The sequence below is a fragment of the Rhizobium cerradonense genome (assembly GCF_030182455.1).
Taxonomy (GTDB): domain Bacteria; phylum Pseudomonadota; class Alphaproteobacteria; order Rhizobiales; family Rhizobiaceae; genus Rhizobium.
This window is the reverse complement of record NZ_JAQJCK010000003.1, coordinates 338,891-353,891: the sequence shown is the minus strand read 5'-3', so window position 1 is coordinate 353,891 and position 15,001 is coordinate 338,891. Positions and strand designations below refer to the sequence as shown.

General features: G+C 60.2%; 19 protein-coding genes. 14 read left to right on the top strand and 5 right to left on the bottom strand.

Annotated features, from left to right (window positions below; genetic code table 11):
• The first annotated feature begins 20 nt into the window (after positions 1 to 20).
• From PH547_RS09340 to PH547_RS09325, 4 genes are all read left to right on the top strand, one after another.
• Positions 21 to 719, top strand: coding sequence for an acid phosphatase (locus PH547_RS09340; RefSeq protein WP_104822531.1), 699 nt, complete (start codon positions 21 to 23; stop codon positions 717 to 719).
• A 311-nt stretch (positions 720 to 1,030) separates the two neighbouring features.
• Positions 1,031 to 1,729 carry a phosphatidylserine decarboxylase gene (locus tag PH547_RS09335; protein ID WP_104822530.1) on the top strand — a complete coding sequence of 233 codons (699 nt, stop codon included), beginning with the start codon at positions 1,031 to 1,033 and terminating at the stop codon, positions 1,727 to 1,729.
• 20 nt (positions 1,730 to 1,749) lie between these two features.
• Positions 1,750 to 2,610: a CDP-diacylglycerol--serine O-phosphatidyltransferase gene (gene pssA / locus PH547_RS09330; RefSeq protein ID WP_104822529.1), complete on the top strand. Its 861-nt coding sequence runs from the start codon at positions 1,750 to 1,752 to the stop codon at positions 2,608 to 2,610.
• 325 nt (positions 2,611 to 2,935) lie between these two features.
• Positions 2,936 to 3,076: a hypothetical protein gene (locus PH547_RS09325; RefSeq protein ID WP_199773532.1), complete on the top strand. Its 141-nt coding sequence runs from the start codon at positions 2,936 to 2,938 to the stop codon at positions 3,074 to 3,076.
• Positions 3,077 to 3,107: 31 nt separating this feature from the next.
• Here PH547_RS09325 and PH547_RS09320 read toward each other — a convergent pair whose 3' ends face one another.
• Both PH547_RS09320 and PH547_RS09315 read right to left on the bottom strand, forming a co-directional pair.
• Positions 3,108 to 3,872: an SOS response-associated peptidase gene (locus tag PH547_RS09320; protein WP_104822528.1), complete on the bottom strand. Its 765-nt coding sequence runs from the start codon at positions 3,870 to 3,872 to the stop codon at positions 3,108 to 3,110.
• Between the two features lie 43 nt (positions 3,873 to 3,915).
• Positions 3,916 to 4,236, bottom strand: coding sequence for a YnfA family protein (locus PH547_RS09315; protein ID WP_104822527.1), 321 nt, complete (start codon positions 4,234 to 4,236; stop codon positions 3,916 to 3,918).
• Positions 4,237 to 4,369: 133 nt separating this feature from the next.
• Between PH547_RS09315 and PH547_RS09310 the strand changes: the two genes are divergently transcribed.
• From PH547_RS09310 to PH547_RS09280, 7 genes are all read left to right on the top strand, one after another.
• Positions 4,370 to 4,789 carry an NUDIX hydrolase gene (locus PH547_RS09310; RefSeq protein WP_104825039.1) on the top strand — a complete coding sequence of 140 codons (420 nt, stop codon included), beginning with the start codon at positions 4,370 to 4,372 and terminating at the stop codon, positions 4,787 to 4,789.
• Between the two features lie 78 nt (positions 4,790 to 4,867).
• The gene (locus PH547_RS09305) at positions 4,868 to 5,329 is read left to right on the top strand and encodes a TIGR02301 family protein (RefSeq protein ID WP_445944982.1); all 462 of its coding nucleotides are present in this window, start codon (positions 4,868 to 4,870) and stop codon (positions 5,327 to 5,329) included.
• A 104-nt stretch (positions 5,330 to 5,433) separates the two neighbouring features.
• The gene (locus tag PH547_RS09300) at positions 5,434 to 5,691 is read left to right on the top strand and encodes a hypothetical protein (protein ID WP_028753410.1); all 258 of its coding nucleotides are present in this window, start codon (positions 5,434 to 5,436) and stop codon (positions 5,689 to 5,691) included.
• Positions 5,692 to 5,706: 15 nt separating this feature from the next.
• Complete coding sequence (locus tag PH547_RS09295; protein WP_104822525.1) at positions 5,707 to 6,474, top strand: hypothetical protein; 768 nt, start codon at positions 5,707 to 5,709, stop codon at positions 6,472 to 6,474.
• A 73-nt stretch (positions 6,475 to 6,547) separates the two neighbouring features.
• Positions 6,548 to 7,387, top strand: a complete 840-nt coding sequence (gene ygfZ, locus PH547_RS09290) for a CAF17-like 4Fe-4S cluster assembly/insertion protein YgfZ (protein ID WP_104822524.1) — start codon at positions 6,548 to 6,550, stop codon at positions 7,385 to 7,387.
• Positions 7,384 to 8,001 carry a YfbR-like 5'-deoxynucleotidase gene (locus tag PH547_RS09285; RefSeq protein ID WP_104822523.1) on the top strand — a complete coding sequence of 206 codons (618 nt, stop codon included), beginning with the start codon at positions 7,384 to 7,386 and terminating at the stop codon, positions 7,999 to 8,001. Before ygfZ ends, PH547_RS09285 begins: the two co-directional genes overlap by 4 nt.
• Positions 7,998 to 8,531 carry a tyrosine phosphatase family protein gene (locus PH547_RS09280; protein ID WP_104822522.1) on the top strand — a complete coding sequence of 178 codons (534 nt, stop codon included), beginning with the start codon at positions 7,998 to 8,000 and terminating at the stop codon, positions 8,529 to 8,531. Before PH547_RS09285 ends, PH547_RS09280 begins: the two co-directional genes overlap by 4 nt.
• 59 nt (positions 8,532 to 8,590) lie before the next feature.
• Here PH547_RS09280 and PH547_RS09275 read toward each other — a convergent pair whose 3' ends face one another.
• The 3 genes from PH547_RS09275 to PH547_RS09265 all read right to left on the bottom strand — a co-directional run bounded on the left by PH547_RS09275 (position 8,591) and on the right by PH547_RS09265 (position 10,252).
• Positions 8,591 to 9,007 carry a hypothetical protein gene (locus PH547_RS09275; RefSeq protein ID WP_245463938.1) on the bottom strand — a complete coding sequence of 139 codons (417 nt, stop codon included), beginning with the start codon at positions 9,005 to 9,007 and terminating at the stop codon, positions 8,591 to 8,593.
• Between the two features lie 262 nt (positions 9,008 to 9,269).
• Positions 9,270 to 9,776, bottom strand: a complete 507-nt coding sequence (locus PH547_RS09270) for a superoxide dismutase family protein (RefSeq protein ID WP_104822520.1) — start codon at positions 9,774 to 9,776, stop codon at positions 9,270 to 9,272.
• Positions 9,777 to 9,919: 143 nt separating this feature from the next.
• Positions 9,920 to 10,252 carry a hypothetical protein gene (locus PH547_RS09265; protein ID WP_104822519.1) on the bottom strand — a complete coding sequence of 111 codons (333 nt, stop codon included), beginning with the start codon at positions 10,250 to 10,252 and terminating at the stop codon, positions 9,920 to 9,922.
• A gap of 301 nt (positions 10,253 to 10,553) precedes the next feature.
• Here PH547_RS09265 and PH547_RS09260 point away from each other — a divergent pair, with 301 nt between their 5' ends.
• From PH547_RS09260 to PH547_RS09250, 3 genes are all read left to right on the top strand, one after another.
• Complete coding sequence (locus PH547_RS09260; RefSeq protein ID WP_285168130.1) at positions 10,554 to 13,307, top strand: DUF2339 domain-containing protein; 2,754 nt, start codon at positions 10,554 to 10,556, stop codon at positions 13,305 to 13,307.
• A gap of 73 nt (positions 13,308 to 13,380) precedes the next feature.
• Positions 13,381 to 14,034, top strand: a complete 654-nt coding sequence (locus tag PH547_RS09255) for an HD domain-containing protein (protein ID WP_199773531.1) — start codon at positions 13,381 to 13,383, stop codon at positions 14,032 to 14,034.
• A 9-nt stretch (positions 14,035 to 14,043) separates the two neighbouring features.
• Entirely contained in the window at positions 14,044 to 14,892 is an 849-nt protein-coding gene (locus tag PH547_RS09250; protein ID WP_104822517.1) for an MOSC domain-containing protein, read from the top strand.
• Positions 14,893 to 15,001 lie beyond the last annotated feature (109 nt).

Sequence of the window (15,001 nt, the reverse complement as noted above, 5' to 3'; positions counted from 1 at the left end):
CACATCAAGGGAGCCCCCAAATGCGTAATTTTGCCAAGGCCTTGACGCTGTTGCTCGTCGTCGGCGTCGCTTCGCCGGTTTTTGCCGAAGATGCCAAGCCGTTTGCGGATGCCAGGGAGATCAACCTCCTCAACCTGCTGCCGCCGCCGCCGGCTAATGATTCGGCGCAGATGAAGGCCGAACTCGGCGAAATCCTGACAATCCAGGTTACCCGCACGCCAGAAATGGCGGCTCGTGCCGTTGCCGATGCGGAAGAGAACGTCTGGCGCTTCTCCGATGTCATCGACAACCCGAAATTCACCAAGGAAAATCTGCCGAAGTTCTCGGCATTCTTCGATCGTGTGGTCGAGACCGAAGGCGCCGTCGTCGATCCGGCGAAGGATGTCTGGAAGCGCCCGCGTCCGCATCTCTACAGCGATCTCGTAAAGCCGATCGTACCGCTCTCCAAGTCCGGCTCCTATCCATCCGGCCACGCCACGGTCGGCACGCTGATGGGCATTGTGCTCGCGAATATGGTGCCGGAGAAGCGCGCCGCCATCATGGCCCGGGCCTGGGAATACGGCCATAACCGCGTCGTCGGCGGCATTCATTACGCCTCCGACATCGAAGCCGCCCACATCGCAGGCACCGTCATCGCCGAAACCATCATGACGCATGACGACTACAAGAGCGAATATGAAGGCGCCAAGGCCGAGTTGCGCGCCGCTCTCGGCCTCTAAATTCCGTCCTGTCATCACAGGTCATGAAAGGCCGTCGCTTCCCGTCGGCGGCCTTTCATGACGCCCGGTGTCGAGTTTCCACAGGCAACGCTTTTCAACGCTACGGATCGTTGGCATCTTGGCCCCGCGCGGATTGCGCTGGGGGCGAGCGTGCGAAAGCATTGCCCATGACAGAGTTTGCCTGTAGTCACGCTCAACTAGTAATCAGAGCAAGACCGCGTATCTTGCTTTCATTCTTTTGACTGGCATGATCTCGTCCGACAACCGGACCCCGGTTTTCGGTGAGGGTGCCCTAACGGAGTAGGCCGTAGATGAGCTTGTTGAACAGTGTACGCAACGTCATCGTCCCGGTGCATAAGGAAGGCTATCCCTTTGTCGCGGGTTTCTTTGTTGCGTCGCTGGTTCTCGGCTGGATCTTCAAGCCGCTCTTTTGGATCGGCTTGATCTTTACGCTCTGGTGCGCCTATTTCTTCCGCGATCCCGAGCGCATGACGCCGCAGGACGACGATCTCGTCGTATCGCCCGCCGATGGTAGGGTTTCCGGCGTGCAGATGGTGACGCCGCCGGCCGAGCTCAACCTCGGCCACGAGCCGATGCTGCGCGTTTCGATTTTCATGAACGTCTTCGATTGCCATGTGAACCGTTCGCCGATGCGCGGCCGCATCACTACTATCGCCTATCGTCAGGGCAGCTTCCTCAATGCGGAGCTGGACAAGGCCAGCGAGCAGAACGAGCGCAACGGCCTCGTCATCGAGACGAAGCATGGCGAGATCGGCGTCGTGCAGATTGCCGGCCTCGTCGCCCGCCGCATTCTCTGCTTCGTCAATGAGAACGAGCCGGTCGACGCTGGCGAGCGCATCGGCCTCATTCGCTTCGGCTCGCGCCTCGATGTCTTCCTGCCGGCAGAAGCGGCGGCGCGCGTCGCAGTCGGCCAAAGGGCAATCGCCGGTGAAACCGTGATTGCCGAATTCGGCTCGTTGAAGGGCCCCATCCTTAGCCGCCGTAGCTGAGCCCGGAGAAAACGAGCGAGATGAAGACGCCTTTTCCGCCCTTCGAGCCGCATGGTCCCAACGACGAGGCGCGCGGGCCGCGCCTGCGGGAAATCCCGCTACGGCTGATGGTGCCGAACATGATCACCGTGCTGGCGATCTGCGCGGGCCTGACCGGCATCCGTCTCGCCTTCGAAAATCGTTACGAGCTCGCGGTCGTGGCCGTGCTTGTCGCCGCTTTCCTCGATGGCATCGACGGACGCGTGGCACGGCTGATGAAAGCCACCTCCAAGTTCGGCGCGCAGATGGATTCGCTTGCCGACATTGTCAACTTCGGTGTCGCGCCGGCGCTCGTGGTCTACGTATTCCTGCTCGATCAGGCCCGCTCGCTCGGCTGGATCGCGGCGCTGATCTACACCATCGCGGCCGGCCTGCGCCTTGCACGCTTCAACGTCATGGCGGAACGGGAGAACAAGGCATCCTGGCAGTCTGAATATTTTGTCGGCGTACCGGCGCCGGCCGGGGCGATGCTGGTATTGCTGCCGGTCTATCTCGGTTTTCTAGGGCTGGCACCCACCAGGACCTTTGCCTATTGGGGCGCCGCCTACACCGTGTTGATTGGCTTCCTGCTGGTCAGCCGCCTGCCCGTCTGGTCCGGAAAAACGGAAGGCAGCCGCATTCGCCGCGATCTCGTGCTGCCGATCATGCTTGCCCTCGTCGTCTATGTGGCGCTGCTGATGAGCTATACCTGGCATGTCATGGTGGTCACCGTCGTTGCCTATCTCCTGTCGTTGCCCTTGGGCGCCCGTTCCTGGACACGCAAATACGGCACCTTCACCATCAACGGCCCCGCCGATCCTGATGTGGATGATTCAAACGACGATATCGGCCGGCATATCTAGCGCCTAAAACCAGGCCCGATTTGACGTCGGCAATCGGGTTGTAGTTGTGGTGCAGCAGGAATTGGGAGGGCCAATCGTGATAAAATCGCGGTCGCCAATCACTCTCTCCGGCCAAATTCCGTTGTGGTTAACGCAACTCATTAACGAAAAATAAACAACTAAATTAGATATGTTTTGCGTTAAATTTCGCGCCACCCTCGCGAAATATGGTCGGTGTTTACAAAAGCTGATTGGCGAATGCCTTTGATTTGTCATGATTTATGACAAAACAACATCGCACGGCAGAATCAAAAAACACCCTGGGAACACGTTGAGGAGGTAACACATGACCACGAAAAAAGACGAATCAGCACAACCGCAAGTTAAGATCGATCCTACTCTGCTCTATCGCCCGCTTGGCCTCAAGGCTGTCCTGGCAGCACATCTGATGCTGAAGACCCAGCCGCTGAAGAAGAAGATCGCTTAAAGCCTGCCGCATCCGATCGAATGCAAGCCGTTCAGAGAAGGCTCAACTGGCCATCGCCGGGATCAAGCTTCTTCGACGGCTTGGCAGGAGGTTCGATCGCAACGGGTACCTGCAGCTCCGGTCCCATATTGGCGACCTTGTTGACGCGATCCGAAACCGGAATCGCCTCGAAAAAATCCTCCTGAACCGGCCCCATCAGATCGAGGACCTCACGCGGCTCCTGCGTCTTGCAATCGAGCCAGCGCGTGAAATCTTCCGGCTTGACGACAACAGGCATCCGGTCGTGAATCGGACGCATCGTTCGGTTCGCTGATGTCGTCAGGATCGCACCGGTATCGACCTCGGAACCATCGGCTGACGACCAGGTCTCCATCAGTCCGGCAAAGGCGATGACGCCACCGTGGCGTGGACGGATCCAATAGGCCTGCGATTTCTCGCCGCTCTCCTTCGACGGACGATGCCATTCGTAAAAGCCCGATGCCGGGATCAGGATGCGCCGATGGCGCATGGCGGCGCGGAACGATGCCTTGCCGATCGCGGTTTCTGCGCGGGCATTGATCAGCAACGGAAATTCCTTGGGATCCTTCACCCAGGCCGGCGTGAAACCCCAGCGCACCAGCAGCGCGCGGCGATCCGGCAAATTGCTGCCCCGCTCCGGCCGATCGCCTGAAACGACGACCAGAATCGGTTGTGTAGGGGCAATGTTGAAGCGCGCGGGAAAGTCTTCATGCTCGAGATAACCGAGCAATTCCCGTACCTTCTTCTCCGTTTCGGTCAACGCAAATCGTCCGCACATGCAGCTTGTTTTGCACCCGCAAGGCGCCCGGTCAAGAACAAGGTCAGTTGCGAGGACCAAAGAGAATGATGGTCGCGCCCGCAAGGCAAACGGCAGCGCCGGAGAGATCCCAGCGATCCGGCGAACGCCCCTCGACAAGCCAGAGCCAGAGTAGGGAAGCAACGATATAGACGCCGCCATAGGCGGCAAAGGTGCGCCCCGCCACATCGCTCGGCACCAACGTCAGCAACCAGGCAAACAGCGCCAGCGACACCAGGCCGGGCGCAAGCCACCAGATCGGCTTTGCCAGCCGCAACCACGCCCAGAAGGCGAAACAGCCGGCAATTTCGGCCAGCGCCGCGAGCGCGTAAAGTCCATAGGTCATCATGATTTTCGGCAGTCTGGCTGGCGAATCCGAATCGCCGCCATTCTCATTCGTAATTAAAAGAGCTTTTATCTCGGACGACAAGCGCCGTATCCTTTGCCTCCGATATCTTCATCAGAACCCGAATCGATCCATGACCTCCATCCCTCGCCCCGCTTCCTCCGCCATCCTTGAACGTGACGGCCGGTTCCTGCTGGTGCTGCGGCGCAATCCGCCATCCGCCGATATGTATGCCTTTCCCGGCGGGCGGGCCGAGGATGGCGAAACGCCCGCGGAAACGGCATTGCGGGAGTTCAGGGAAGAGACCGGAATATCAGCCCGAAACCCCCGCCTCTACGAGACCTACGATCTCAGGAGCCATGCAGCAGACGGGAGGCTCGTCAGCCATTTCGTTCTGTCGGTCTTTCTGGTCGATGCCGACGAGGATGCGATTGCCGAAGCTGCCGACGATGCCGCGGCGATTGGCTGGTATTCACTGGAAGAGATCCGCGCCCTGCCCGTTCCGGCGAGCGTGCTCGAATGCGCCGAACGGCTGACGGCTGCTCGGGTCTAACAAGATATTCGAAGCCCCAGCGTTAACGATGCGTAACAATAACGGCGTGGAAAGTGAGGCTTTCGCCTTGCTCCGGTCATGCTTGGCATATCAACTGTGTGTATGAATCACCGTCGCCTCATCAACCTGTTCCCGGTCTGCGCCGCGTTTGTGGCCGCATTTCCGGCCTTTGCGCAGCCTCCGGCGAGCGTTCCGGAGGCGCAGGTGCCGGGCAACACCGATAATGCTGAGCGGCCGACGCCCTATGACGATCAGTTGTCACGGCTCGCCGAAATTCTCGGCTCGATCCACTATCTGCGCAATCTCTGCAACACCGGAAAAGAAGATTCCTGGCGGGCCGATATGCAGCGATTGCTGGACGCAGAGACGAAAGACGAGCCGAAACGCAAGGAAAAACTGACTGCCTCGTTCAACCGAGGATATAGATCCTTTGCATCGGTTTACACGGATTGCACGCCGCAGGCTATCGTGGCTGAGGAGCGCTACCGTAACGAAGGTGCAACACTTGCCACAGAAATAACCGCTCGCTTTGGAAATTGACGATTTATTAACCCCTTTTCATGCCGAGCCGTGTCGTTTTAGGAAAAGGCTGATAAAGTCGTTAATCAAGCGGTAAGGACATGGACGTCTCGAGGAACGAAACAATGGAACCAAGCCTGAACGACATCGACGACATGATTGTCCACGAAAAAAGGCAGGCAGCGCTGGAATACCAGAACGAGGCCTGGGCTGACGGGATGGCTGACGGCATCGAGCCGGAAATCATCGCCGACGCTGCAATTGCCCATGCCATCCGCGAGACTATTCGCATTCAGGGAGAACAGGGCGCAGAAGCCTTGCTCGAATCACTTAGGGACCGCATGCTTGCTGGTGAATTCTCTCCGAACCGCACCCTGCAATAACAGCCAGAGATCCCTATGCACACCGTACCGGGCAATGAGTTTCGACGTTCCATTGCCTCGCTTGCCGTAGCGACCATGTTTTTCGGCAGCCTCGCCCTACCTTTGCCGGCCTTTGCCTTCTCCCAGCTCAATCCGCCCGCCGCCCAGCCGGGCGTTGCCGGGAAATCAGCGCAGCAGCGCAATGACAAGCCGGTCGAAGAGGCGCTGGAGGCACCCTCAAAAACAATTCCCGCACCCGATCCGCTGGTTAACAACCAGGCCGGACAGAGCAGTGGTGCCGCATCGAGCAGTGCACCGAATGGCGGCAAGCAGGCGGAGATTCTCTTCGATATCAGCAAGGCGCCTGAGCCGGTGCGCAAGCTGCGGGAAGCGATCGTCGAGGCGGCCGCCTCCGGTGATCTAGAGCGTCTGCGTCCGCTGATGAACGTCGGCGGCGGCCTCAAGCAGACGCAGGTGACGGCGGACGATCCGACCGAAGACCCGATCAAGACGCTGCATGATCTTTCCGGCGACCCCGACGGCATCGAGATCCTCTCCATTCTCCTTGACATCATGTCGTCCGGCTTTGCGCATGTCGGCCAAGGCACACCGGATGAAATGTATGTCTGGCCCTATTTCGCGGAGAAGGACATCAAGTCCCTGACTGCGCCGGAAAAGGTCGATTTGATGCGCATCGTTACCGCCGGCGATTTCTCCGACATGCTGGAATTCGGCGGCTATAATTTCTACCGCGTCGGCATCACACCCGATGGCAAGTGGAAATTCTTCACGTCGGGCGAATGATCCCTGCTCAGAACTTGCGGTTCCCGACCGGAGGCCTTACCTCTGAGCGATAGGCCAAATTAGCGGGTCCACAATGCCAGCCGTATTCCTCAGAGATCGCTCCTTTCTTCGCGTCACCGGCGCGGAGGCGGAAGCCTTCCTGCACAATCTCATCACCACCGATCTTGCCTCGCTCGGCACGGACGAGGCCCGTCCCGGCGCGCTGCTCACACCGCAAGGCAAGATCCTGTTCGATTTCATGATCTGGCGGGATGGCCCCGGCTTTCTGTTGGAGACCGATGCAGCGCAGAGAGAAGGGCTTCTGAAGCGGCTCACCATGTACCGCCTGCGCGCACCGGTCGATTTTGCTGTAATAGAGACGGAAGGCGTCACGGTCGCCTGGCGCGAGAATGCGGCTGAAAGCCGGAAGGACAGCCGTTTCGCCAAGGCAGGGATCACGCTTACGCGCACGCCCGGCCAGCACGGCGACGATGCGGAGGCGCTCTACCAGACGCTCCGCATCTCCAATGGCATTGCAGTTTCCGGCCAGGATTTCGCCCTGCAGGATGCTTTTCCGCATGACGTGCTGATGGATCTGAACGGCGGCCTCGGCTTCCGCAAGGGCTGCTATGTCGGCCAGGAAGTGGTGTCCCGCATGCAGCATCGCGGCACGGCGCGCCGACGGGTCGTCATCGTCAGCGGCAGCACCGATCTGCCCGCCACCGGTACCGAGTTGACTGCTGACGGCAAGCCGATCGGCACGCTTGGTTCGACTGATGGCGCCAAGGGCCTTGCCATCGTCCGCATCGACCGCGCCGGCGAAGCCATCGCCGCCGGCACGCCGATCCTTGCGGCAGATCGCGAAGTTTTGCTCGCGCTGCCCGCCTGGTCCGGCCTCTCCTTCCCCACGCAGAGCGATGAGGCTTCGGCATGACAGCGGGTAATATCCCGCGCGCCTGGCAGCGCATGTTGTCCGGCCGCAGGCTGGATCTGCTGGACCCTTCGCCGCTCGACGTCGAGATCGGCGATATAGCCCACGGGCTTGCCCGCGTGGCGCGCTGGAACGGCCAGACCTCCGGGGATCACGCTTTCTCGGTGGCGCAACACAGTCTCGTGGTGGAGACGATCTTCCGGCATCTCAACCAGCCGACGCCGGACGAGCAGTTAGCGGCGCTGCTGCACGATGCGCCCGAATATGTCATCGGCGACATGATCTCGCCGTTCAAATCCGTGGTCGGCGGCGACTACAAGGTGGTGGAGAAGCGCCTGGAAGCCGCGATCTACCGACGCTTTACCCTGCCGCCGCATTGCGGGCCGGCATTGAAGGAAAAGATCAAGAAGGCCGATACGGTCTCTGCCTATTTCGAGGCGACGCTGCTTGCCGGTTTCACGCCGCAGGAAGCGCGCAAGTTCTTCGGCCAGCCTCGCGGCATTACGCAGGAGATGTTGCCGATGGAACCGATGCCGGCGATCGAAGCGCAACGCCTCTTCCTGGCGCGCTTCGCAGCGATCGAGGCCGAACGCGCCACCGTGAGAACTGACGCATGACCGCCATCGTCGTATCGCCGCTGGCACGCATCGCCGAGATGGCCGTTCGTCACGGCGCATCCGAAATGATCAGCTTGATGGCCAGGGAACAGACGTTTCACCGGCCGGCGGTGATCAAGGCAGAACGGCACCTGCTGCTTGGCATGAACGACATCAGCTTTCCCGGCACCGGCGACCTCGTGGCACCGCAGGAGACACATGTCCGCGATATCATCGATTTTGCCAGAAACTGGGATCGCACGGCACCGCTGCTGATCCATTGCTGGATGGGCGTGTCGCGCTCCCCCGCTGCCGCGCTGATCGCAGCGCTTGCCGTCCATCCCGAGCAGGACGATCTGGCGCTTGCCCATCGGCTGCGCACCGCCTCGCCCTATGCGACGCCGAATGCACGGCTGATCATGATCGGTGACCAGATGCTTGACCGCAAAGGCCGGCTCGTCGACGCCGTCAAGGCGATCGGCCGCGGCGCGGATGCGGACGGCAACGCGCCCTTTGTCCTATCGCTACAAGCGGAAATCGGCGTCATATAAAAACGGAGACTGCGCTTGCGCAATCTCCGTCCATTTTCAGCTTTTACGAGAACGGCCGATCAGGCGGCAACGCTATCCGACTGATCGGGATCGTATTGACCGTAGGTATTCTGATAGACATTCATCGAGGCCTCCATCTCTTTGATGAAGACTTCCAACGCATTCTGGCTGGTATTGTCACTGGTGGCCGTGCCGCCGCTACTGCTGCTGGACGTCTTTTCCACGGATGAGGTGTCGGTGGCAGACGAATCAGTGCTGGTCTCGCCACTGCCGCTGCTCTGCTGCATCTGCAGCAGCATAGACGCCAGATTGCCCGAGAAAGCGCCCGTGGCGCTCTGATCGCTGCTGTCGTCACTGTCCTCGTCGGCAAGAACGCTTGCAGACAGGAGGCCGGATTGTGCTGCTTCCTGCAGCTCCTGGGCGTCCACAACGCCATCGTGATTCTTATCAAGGGGATTGTACGAGGCAGCGCTCATGCTGCTTCCAACTGAAGAAATACCACTCATCCAAATCTCCTGAAGTAAACGCTGTCAGGCGTTTTCGGTGGGACGCAGTACGCTCGTTGAAATGCCGATTGGCATAGGCCGATTTTCGGAGGCGGTCAAAGATAGGTGTTAATTGATCATTAACCCCAATTGACAGGCAGCGAATCATATTGGCGGTGGGCCTCTACGAGCGAGAGACAACCGCTGCTTGGCGCAGATCACGACAATCGAGCGAATCACCCTTGGCGCAGGGCTATTCGATAACGGCGCAAGCCAGCCGTTTACCGGCGCCGCCGACAGGTTGGCTGCGGTAGTCATCCGACTCCGCATGGATCATCAGCGTTCGGCCGCGAATGCCGTTTTTGCCGTCCAGCAAGACCATGCCGTTGAAGACCTGCGCCCTGAGCTTGCCGTCCTGGTCGACATATTGATTGGGCATGTCGCCGGCATGCGGGCCATTGGCCGCAAGCAGGCCGTGTTCGGCATTTGCGGGATTGAAATGGCCGCCGGCGGATTCGAAGCCGTGCGTATGGTCGCAATGATTGTTCTCATGGATATGGAAGGCGACCCATCGATTGGCGGGCAGGCCGGACACGTCGAGTTCGATCAGCACGCCCGTCTTCGCTTCGGTCAGGACCGCCCGTCCCGCCTGTTTGCCGTCGACACCGATAAAATTGGCAATTGCCGTCTGCTTGTCCTGCGCAGTCGCGGGCAGAGCTGCCGCCAAGGCCAGGGCCGCAGCAATAATGATCGTCCTCATGGAACATTCTCCCGTTTGAGTCGTGAAGGCAACGCATCACAGGGTCGGGTGTTCCCGCGAGAAGAGAAATGGGCAGGTCTTGGACGCAAAAAGGCCCGCCACTGTCCGGCGGGCCTTTATGATGGCATGGCCAAGGCGACCGCTCAGGCCGCCATGCTGCTGTCCACGTCGTATTGGCCGTAAGTGCTGTTGTAAGCATCCATCGGCGTCAACAGATCGAGGTCGTAAGCATTACTGGCCGCGGACATTTTGCCCGTCGTCGCGCTACCGGTGGACATTTGCATCAGCTTTGCCATCAGGCTGCCCAATGCGCCATTCGCGCTACCGTTATCGACCGCATCGGTCTCGAGAATGCCCGGTCGCTCGTCGGCTTCGCGCTCTTCACGACTCAAAACACCGTCGTCATTCGCATCGAGCCGCGAAAGCGTACCGCGATAAGGATAGGTACTATTGGATGTGGAAGATACATGGGACATACAAACCTCCTTGGGTGAGGAGCCGCCTCATGCGACGTCGTTTGTACGCAATACGTTCTGGTTAACTATGAGTGTTGATAGGCTGATTTGCCGCCCGGGTAAAGACGAATTGTTAATGAGTATTAACAATAGTTTTCAAGTTATAAATCGCTATTTCCTAATAAGTCTATGATGGCCGACCGCGCAGTGCGTCCCGCTCCCTATCTGGTAATTCCCTGTAATCATAGGGAAAATCGGCCGACTGGCCCTTCCTGTCCTGGTCTTTTCGTATAATGTAACGATGGAAGCCCATGGAGTGGATATGACCGAACTGCTGCTGATCGTGATTGTGGTCGTGGGTATTTTGATACTGCGCAGCTACAACCAACGGCTACAACGGCTGGAAAGCCGCGTTTCAGAGCTGCAAAATGCGCTTGCTGGCCATGTGTTGTCGGTCGATTCGAGCGAATCAGCCGCGGCGGCAGAGTCTGTTGAAGAGGTAATCGAAGCGTCCGAAACCGCGGCGCAGCCGTTGACCGAAGCCGCCGCAGAGACAACGTCAGACATGGAGGAAGCCGCCTTTTCCGATGGCGGCACGCCAGAGCAACAAGAGGACATGGTCGCGGCCGCCCTTCAGCAGAAAGACGAAAGTCTGGAGAGCACGATTGGCGCCCGCTGGGCCGTCTGGGTGGGCGGTATTGCGCTGGCGCTCGGCGGCATCTTCCTGGTCAAATATTCGATCGAAAGCGGCCTGCTCAGTCCTGCCGTGCGGCTGGTGCTTGCCGCCATCTTCGGCTTGGTCCTTATCGCTGCTGGCGAAGTCATCCGGCGCCGGTCCGAGCCTATGCTGGCCAATACCTTCCAGAACGCGATGATCCCCGGCGTGCTGACGGCGGCGGGTGTCGTCGCGCTGTTCGGCTCGACCTATGCTGCCCATGGCATTTACGGCTTCATCGGACCGGCGGCCGCCTTCGTCCTTCTGGGGCTGATTTCGCTCGCCACGCTTGGCCTGTCGCTGCTGCATGGCCAGGCGCTTGCGGGGCTTGGGCTCCTGGCTTCCATGATCACCCCGGTGCTCATTGCCTCGACGGCGCCAAGACCGTGGACGCTGTTCGGCTATCTCGTCTTCACGTGGCTCGCCACCATTGCGGCATCGCGCCTGCGCCGTTGGCACACTGTACCGTCCTTCGCCAATGCCCTCCTCAGCATCTGGCCGCTGCTTTACATCTTCAATAGCGATGTCGTTGACCTGACCCCGGTTACTCTGGCCATGCTGGCGATGATCGCCGGCACGATTTTTATTTGGCCCGGACGCTATGGAGCAGCCGCAACGATCGAGAAAGATATAGATTCGGTCAAAACCGAGGGGTTATCGGTCGCACCACCGGCCAGCCATTGGGCCGCGTTCCTGGCGCGCGCACCGCTTGGAATGACGCTGACGGCATCGATCGGCAGCACTGCGGTCGCCCTGGCCTTCCTCGCTTACAGTCTTCTGTACGGATACCCGCTCCCGGACGCATCGCTGCTCTTCGCTGTGATCGTCGCAACCGTTGCGGTCTTCGGAGCCAGCCGCGTGTATGCGGCCTGGGCGGCAATCCTGTCGGCGATAGCGGCCGGCTTTGGCATGTTCATCGCCCTGATGCAGCCGGAGATCGGTGCGGAGCTGAACATAGCGCAGATCGTTCCGGCACTTTCCCATCTTGTCGTCTATGACGGTCTCGGCCTTGGCGCGATCTTTGTCATCGCCGGCTTCTTCTTTCTCAAGCGTTTTGGCGAAAGCGAGAAGCCCTTTGCCGCGCTATGGAGCGCGATCATGGTCGCCACGCCGCTGACGATCGCCGTGATCAGCTATGTCACCTTCGGCAACTGGATGCGCGACTGGCTGCATGGGCTTTATGGCATCGTGCTTGCTGCGGTCCTGATGGCGCTCGCCGAATTGCAGCACCGCCGTTGCCCGGAAGCCAACGGGGCCTTGCCGACCAATATCCTCGCGGCAGGCTCCTTCGCTGCCCTGGTCTTCGCTCTTCATACGCTGACCCATAACGCCACCCCGACGATACTGCTGCCGGTGCTTGGCATGGCATTTCTGCTCGCCGGGCGCGCCCGCTCCTGGCCGGCCCTGCCATGGACGATGGTTGCGGCGCTGCTCATCACCCTCGGGCGCATTGCCTGGCAGCCGACCATCGTCGACCCGGATGAACTCGGCACGACGCCGATCTTCAACATGCTGCTTGCTGGTTACGGCATCCCCGCGGCCCTCGCCGTCTGGGCCGCCTTCGAGCTCAGGCATTCGCAGGACCTCCGGCTGCGCAACACGCTGCAGGCGCTTGCGAGCTTCCTGGTGCTGCTGACCATCGCAATCCTGGTGCGCCATGCGATGAACGGCGGCGTCTTGAATGCAAACATTCCGACGCTCAGCGAACAATCGATCTACACATTGCTGGCGATCGGCGCCTCGGCGACGCTGATGGCGCTTGATCTCAGCGCATCGAGCCCCGTCTTCCGTTATGGCGGAATGGCGCTCGGTGTCCTCTCCGTCATCCTGATCCTGTCGTTGCATTTGCTCGGGCTCAACCCCTTCATGACAGGCGAAAGCACCGGCGGGATTCCTTTCTTCAACCTGTTGCTGCTCGGCTATCTGCTGCCGGCGATCGCCTATGGCGGCTTGGCGCTCTATGCGCGGGGCAGACGGCCACGGCCTTATGTGACGATGTTGGCCGTCGCCGGCGCGGTCATGGCCTTTGCCTGGGCGACGCTGTCGGTGCGCCGTTTCTGGCAGGGCGAATACATCCCGTTCTGGAATGACTTCATCCAGGGGGAAGTCTATTCCTATTCCGTCGTCTGGCTGCTGATCGGCATCGCCCTTCTTTGGCTTGGGGCGCGTTTCGATGCTCGCAGCCTGCGTATCGCGTCGGCTGCGCTGGTGTTCGTCGCTGTCGTGAAAGTGTTTCTGATCGACATGGCAAATCTCGAAGGCTTCCTGCGGGCACTATCGTTCATCGGCCTCGGCGCGGTGCTGATCGGCATCGGCCTGTTCTATCAGAAGGTCCTGACGGGGAGGAAAACGACGGAATGATTGCGGCGAATCTCTGCGCCCGGTAGGAACGCACGAGATCATTCCGACAGATCACTCCGACATGGGGCCGAAGATGGATACCAACAGGATGGCGCGGGCCTTTGCCCCGTTCGAGACGCTCGCCGCGCAGCTTATTCCACATGCGGCCGATGGCGACGACGGCTCGCACGACGTCGCCCACATCCTGCGCGTCTTCAAGAGCGCCATGTCGATCCAGGCCGAAGAAGGCGGCGATGCCCGCATCCTCGCCGCCGCCGTATTGCTGCATGATTGCGTCTCGGTGGAGAAAAATTCGCCGCATCGCGCCCAGGCATCGCGGCTGGCAGCCGAGAAGGCCTCGGGCATCCTGAGGGAGCTTGGATGGGCTGGCGAGGATATCGCCGCCGTATCGCACGCGATCACCACGCACAGCTTTTCCGCCAATATTCCGCCGGAAACGCCGGAGGCGAAAATGCTGCAGGATGCCGACCGGCTGGATGCGATCGGCATGGTCGGCGCTGCCCGTTGTTTCTATATCGCGGGGCGCCTGGGCTCGGGCCTCTACGATCCGTTCGACCCGCTCGCGACAGAGCGGCCGCTGGACGACAAGCGCTTCGCCATTGACCATTTCGAGACAAAGCTGTTCAAACTAGCGGATGGGTTTAAAACCGAAACCGGCCGCAGGTTTGCCGGCGAGCGGCACGAGCGGTTGAAGACGGTGCTGGCAATGTTCATCGACGAAATCTGAGGGCTATTCATGCGGATCAGCGATCTCTTCATCTATCCGCTCAAGAGTGCGCGCGGCATTGCCATTCCATCCGCCTCCGTCGACGCTTTCGGCCTGGTCGGCGATCGTCGCGCCATGCTGGTCGAACCATCAGGCCAATTCATCACGCAACGCGAATTGCAGGATCTTGCCCGCATCGACATCCAGCCTGGCCCCTCCTATCTGCGTCTGAAAATGGAGGGCAAGGCCGACATCATCGTGCCTCCGCCGCACCCGGACAACCGCATGGATGTCGTCGTCTGGAAATCGGATGTCAGCGCTTCTGTTGCCGACGAGGAAACCAACAAGGCCCTGTCGGCGTGGCTCTGTCGCGACGTCAAAATGGTCTTCTTCGACAGGCTCGCCAAGCGCGTCGCCAATCCGGAATGGGCCGGCGGCGACGCGCCGGTTACCTTCGTCGACGGATACCAGATCCTGATCACCACCACCGGCTCGCTGAAGGCGCTAAATGCCGATCTTGCCACCCATAGCGAGGGTTCGGTCGGCATGGAGCGTTTTCGCCCCAACATCGTCATCGACTGCGATGAGGAGTGGCCCGAGGACCGCTGGGCGGCGATCGAGATCGGCGGCATTCGGCTCGATCTCGTCAAGCCATGCGCCCGCTGCATCATGACGACGCAGGACCAGAAAACCGGCTCGCGCGACGTTCCGAACCCGATGCCCGCCATGGGCCGCGTCCGCATGTCTGCCGACCGCCGCGTCCCCGGTCCGCTCTTCGGCTGGAATGCCGCACCGCGCGGCGAAGGCACGGTAAAGATCGGCGATACGGTGACCGTGATCGAGGGGCGGCCCGAGGGCTGGTCATTCAAACGGCGATAGTGGTTCTACCACTTGTTTAGTGCTTGCGGGCATGAGGCAGCAGGTTCATGTTTATCGCCATATTGAAGACCGTTGGTTGCGGCTGAAGGAGCCGTGGCGCACCGGGCTT

Coding starts and splice junctions, on each gene's coding strand:
- PH547_RS09270 (WP_104822520.1), bottom strand. CDS start 9,776: ATGAGGACGATCATTATTGCTGCGGCCCTGGCCTTGGCGGCAGCTCTG.
- PH547_RS09295 (WP_104822525.1), top strand. CDS start 5,707: ATGCACACCGTACCGGGCAATGAGTTTCGACGTTCCATTGCCTCGCTT.
- PH547_RS09320 (WP_104822528.1), bottom strand. CDS start 3,872: ATGTGCGGACGATTTGCGTTGACCGAAACGGAGAAGAAGGTACGGGAA.
- PH547_RS09265 (WP_104822519.1), bottom strand. CDS start 10,252: ATGTCCCATGTATCTTCCACATCCAATAGTACCTATCCTTATCGCGGT.
- ygfZ (WP_104822524.1), top strand. CDS start 6,548: ATGCCAGCCGTATTCCTCAGAGATCGCTCCTTTCTTCGCGTCACCGGC.
- PH547_RS09275 (WP_245463938.1), bottom strand. CDS start 9,007: ATGAGCGCTGCCTCGTACAATCCCCTTGATAAGAATCACGATGGCGTT.
- PH547_RS09315 (WP_104822527.1), bottom strand. CDS start 4,236: ATGACCTATGGACTTTACGCGCTCGCGGCGCTGGCCGAAATTGCCGGC.
- PH547_RS09335 (WP_104822530.1), top strand. CDS start 1,031: ATGAGCTTGTTGAACAGTGTACGCAACGTCATCGTCCCGGTGCATAAG.
- PH547_RS09250 (WP_104822517.1), top strand. CDS start 14,044: ATGCGGATCAGCGATCTCTTCATCTATCCGCTCAAGAGTGCGCGCGGC.
- PH547_RS09300 (WP_028753410.1), top strand. CDS start 5,434: ATGGAACCAAGCCTGAACGACATCGACGACATGATTGTCCACGAAAAA.
- PH547_RS09285 (WP_104822523.1), top strand. CDS start 7,384: ATGACAGCGGGTAATATCCCGCGCGCCTGGCAGCGCATGTTGTCCGGC.
- PH547_RS09305 (WP_445944982.1), top strand. CDS start 4,868: ATGCTTGGCATATCAACTGTGTGTATGAATCACCGTCGCCTCATCAAC.
- PH547_RS09325 (WP_199773532.1), top strand. CDS start 2,936: ATGACCACGAAAAAAGACGAATCAGCACAACCGCAAGTTAAGATCGAT.
- PH547_RS09255 (WP_199773531.1), top strand. CDS start 13,381: ATGGATACCAACAGGATGGCGCGGGCCTTTGCCCCGTTCGAGACGCTC.
- PH547_RS09260 (WP_285168130.1), top strand. CDS start 10,554: ATGACCGAACTGCTGCTGATCGTGATTGTGGTCGTGGGTATTTTGATA.
- PH547_RS09310 (WP_104825039.1), top strand. CDS start 4,370: ATGACCTCCATCCCTCGCCCCGCTTCCTCCGCCATCCTTGAACGTGAC.
- PH547_RS09280 (WP_104822522.1), top strand. CDS start 7,998: ATGACCGCCATCGTCGTATCGCCGCTGGCACGCATCGCCGAGATGGCC.
- PH547_RS09340 (WP_104822531.1), top strand. CDS start 21: ATGCGTAATTTTGCCAAGGCCTTGACGCTGTTGCTCGTCGTCGGCGTC.
- pssA (WP_104822529.1), top strand. CDS start 1,750: ATGAAGACGCCTTTTCCGCCCTTCGAGCCGCATGGTCCCAACGACGAG.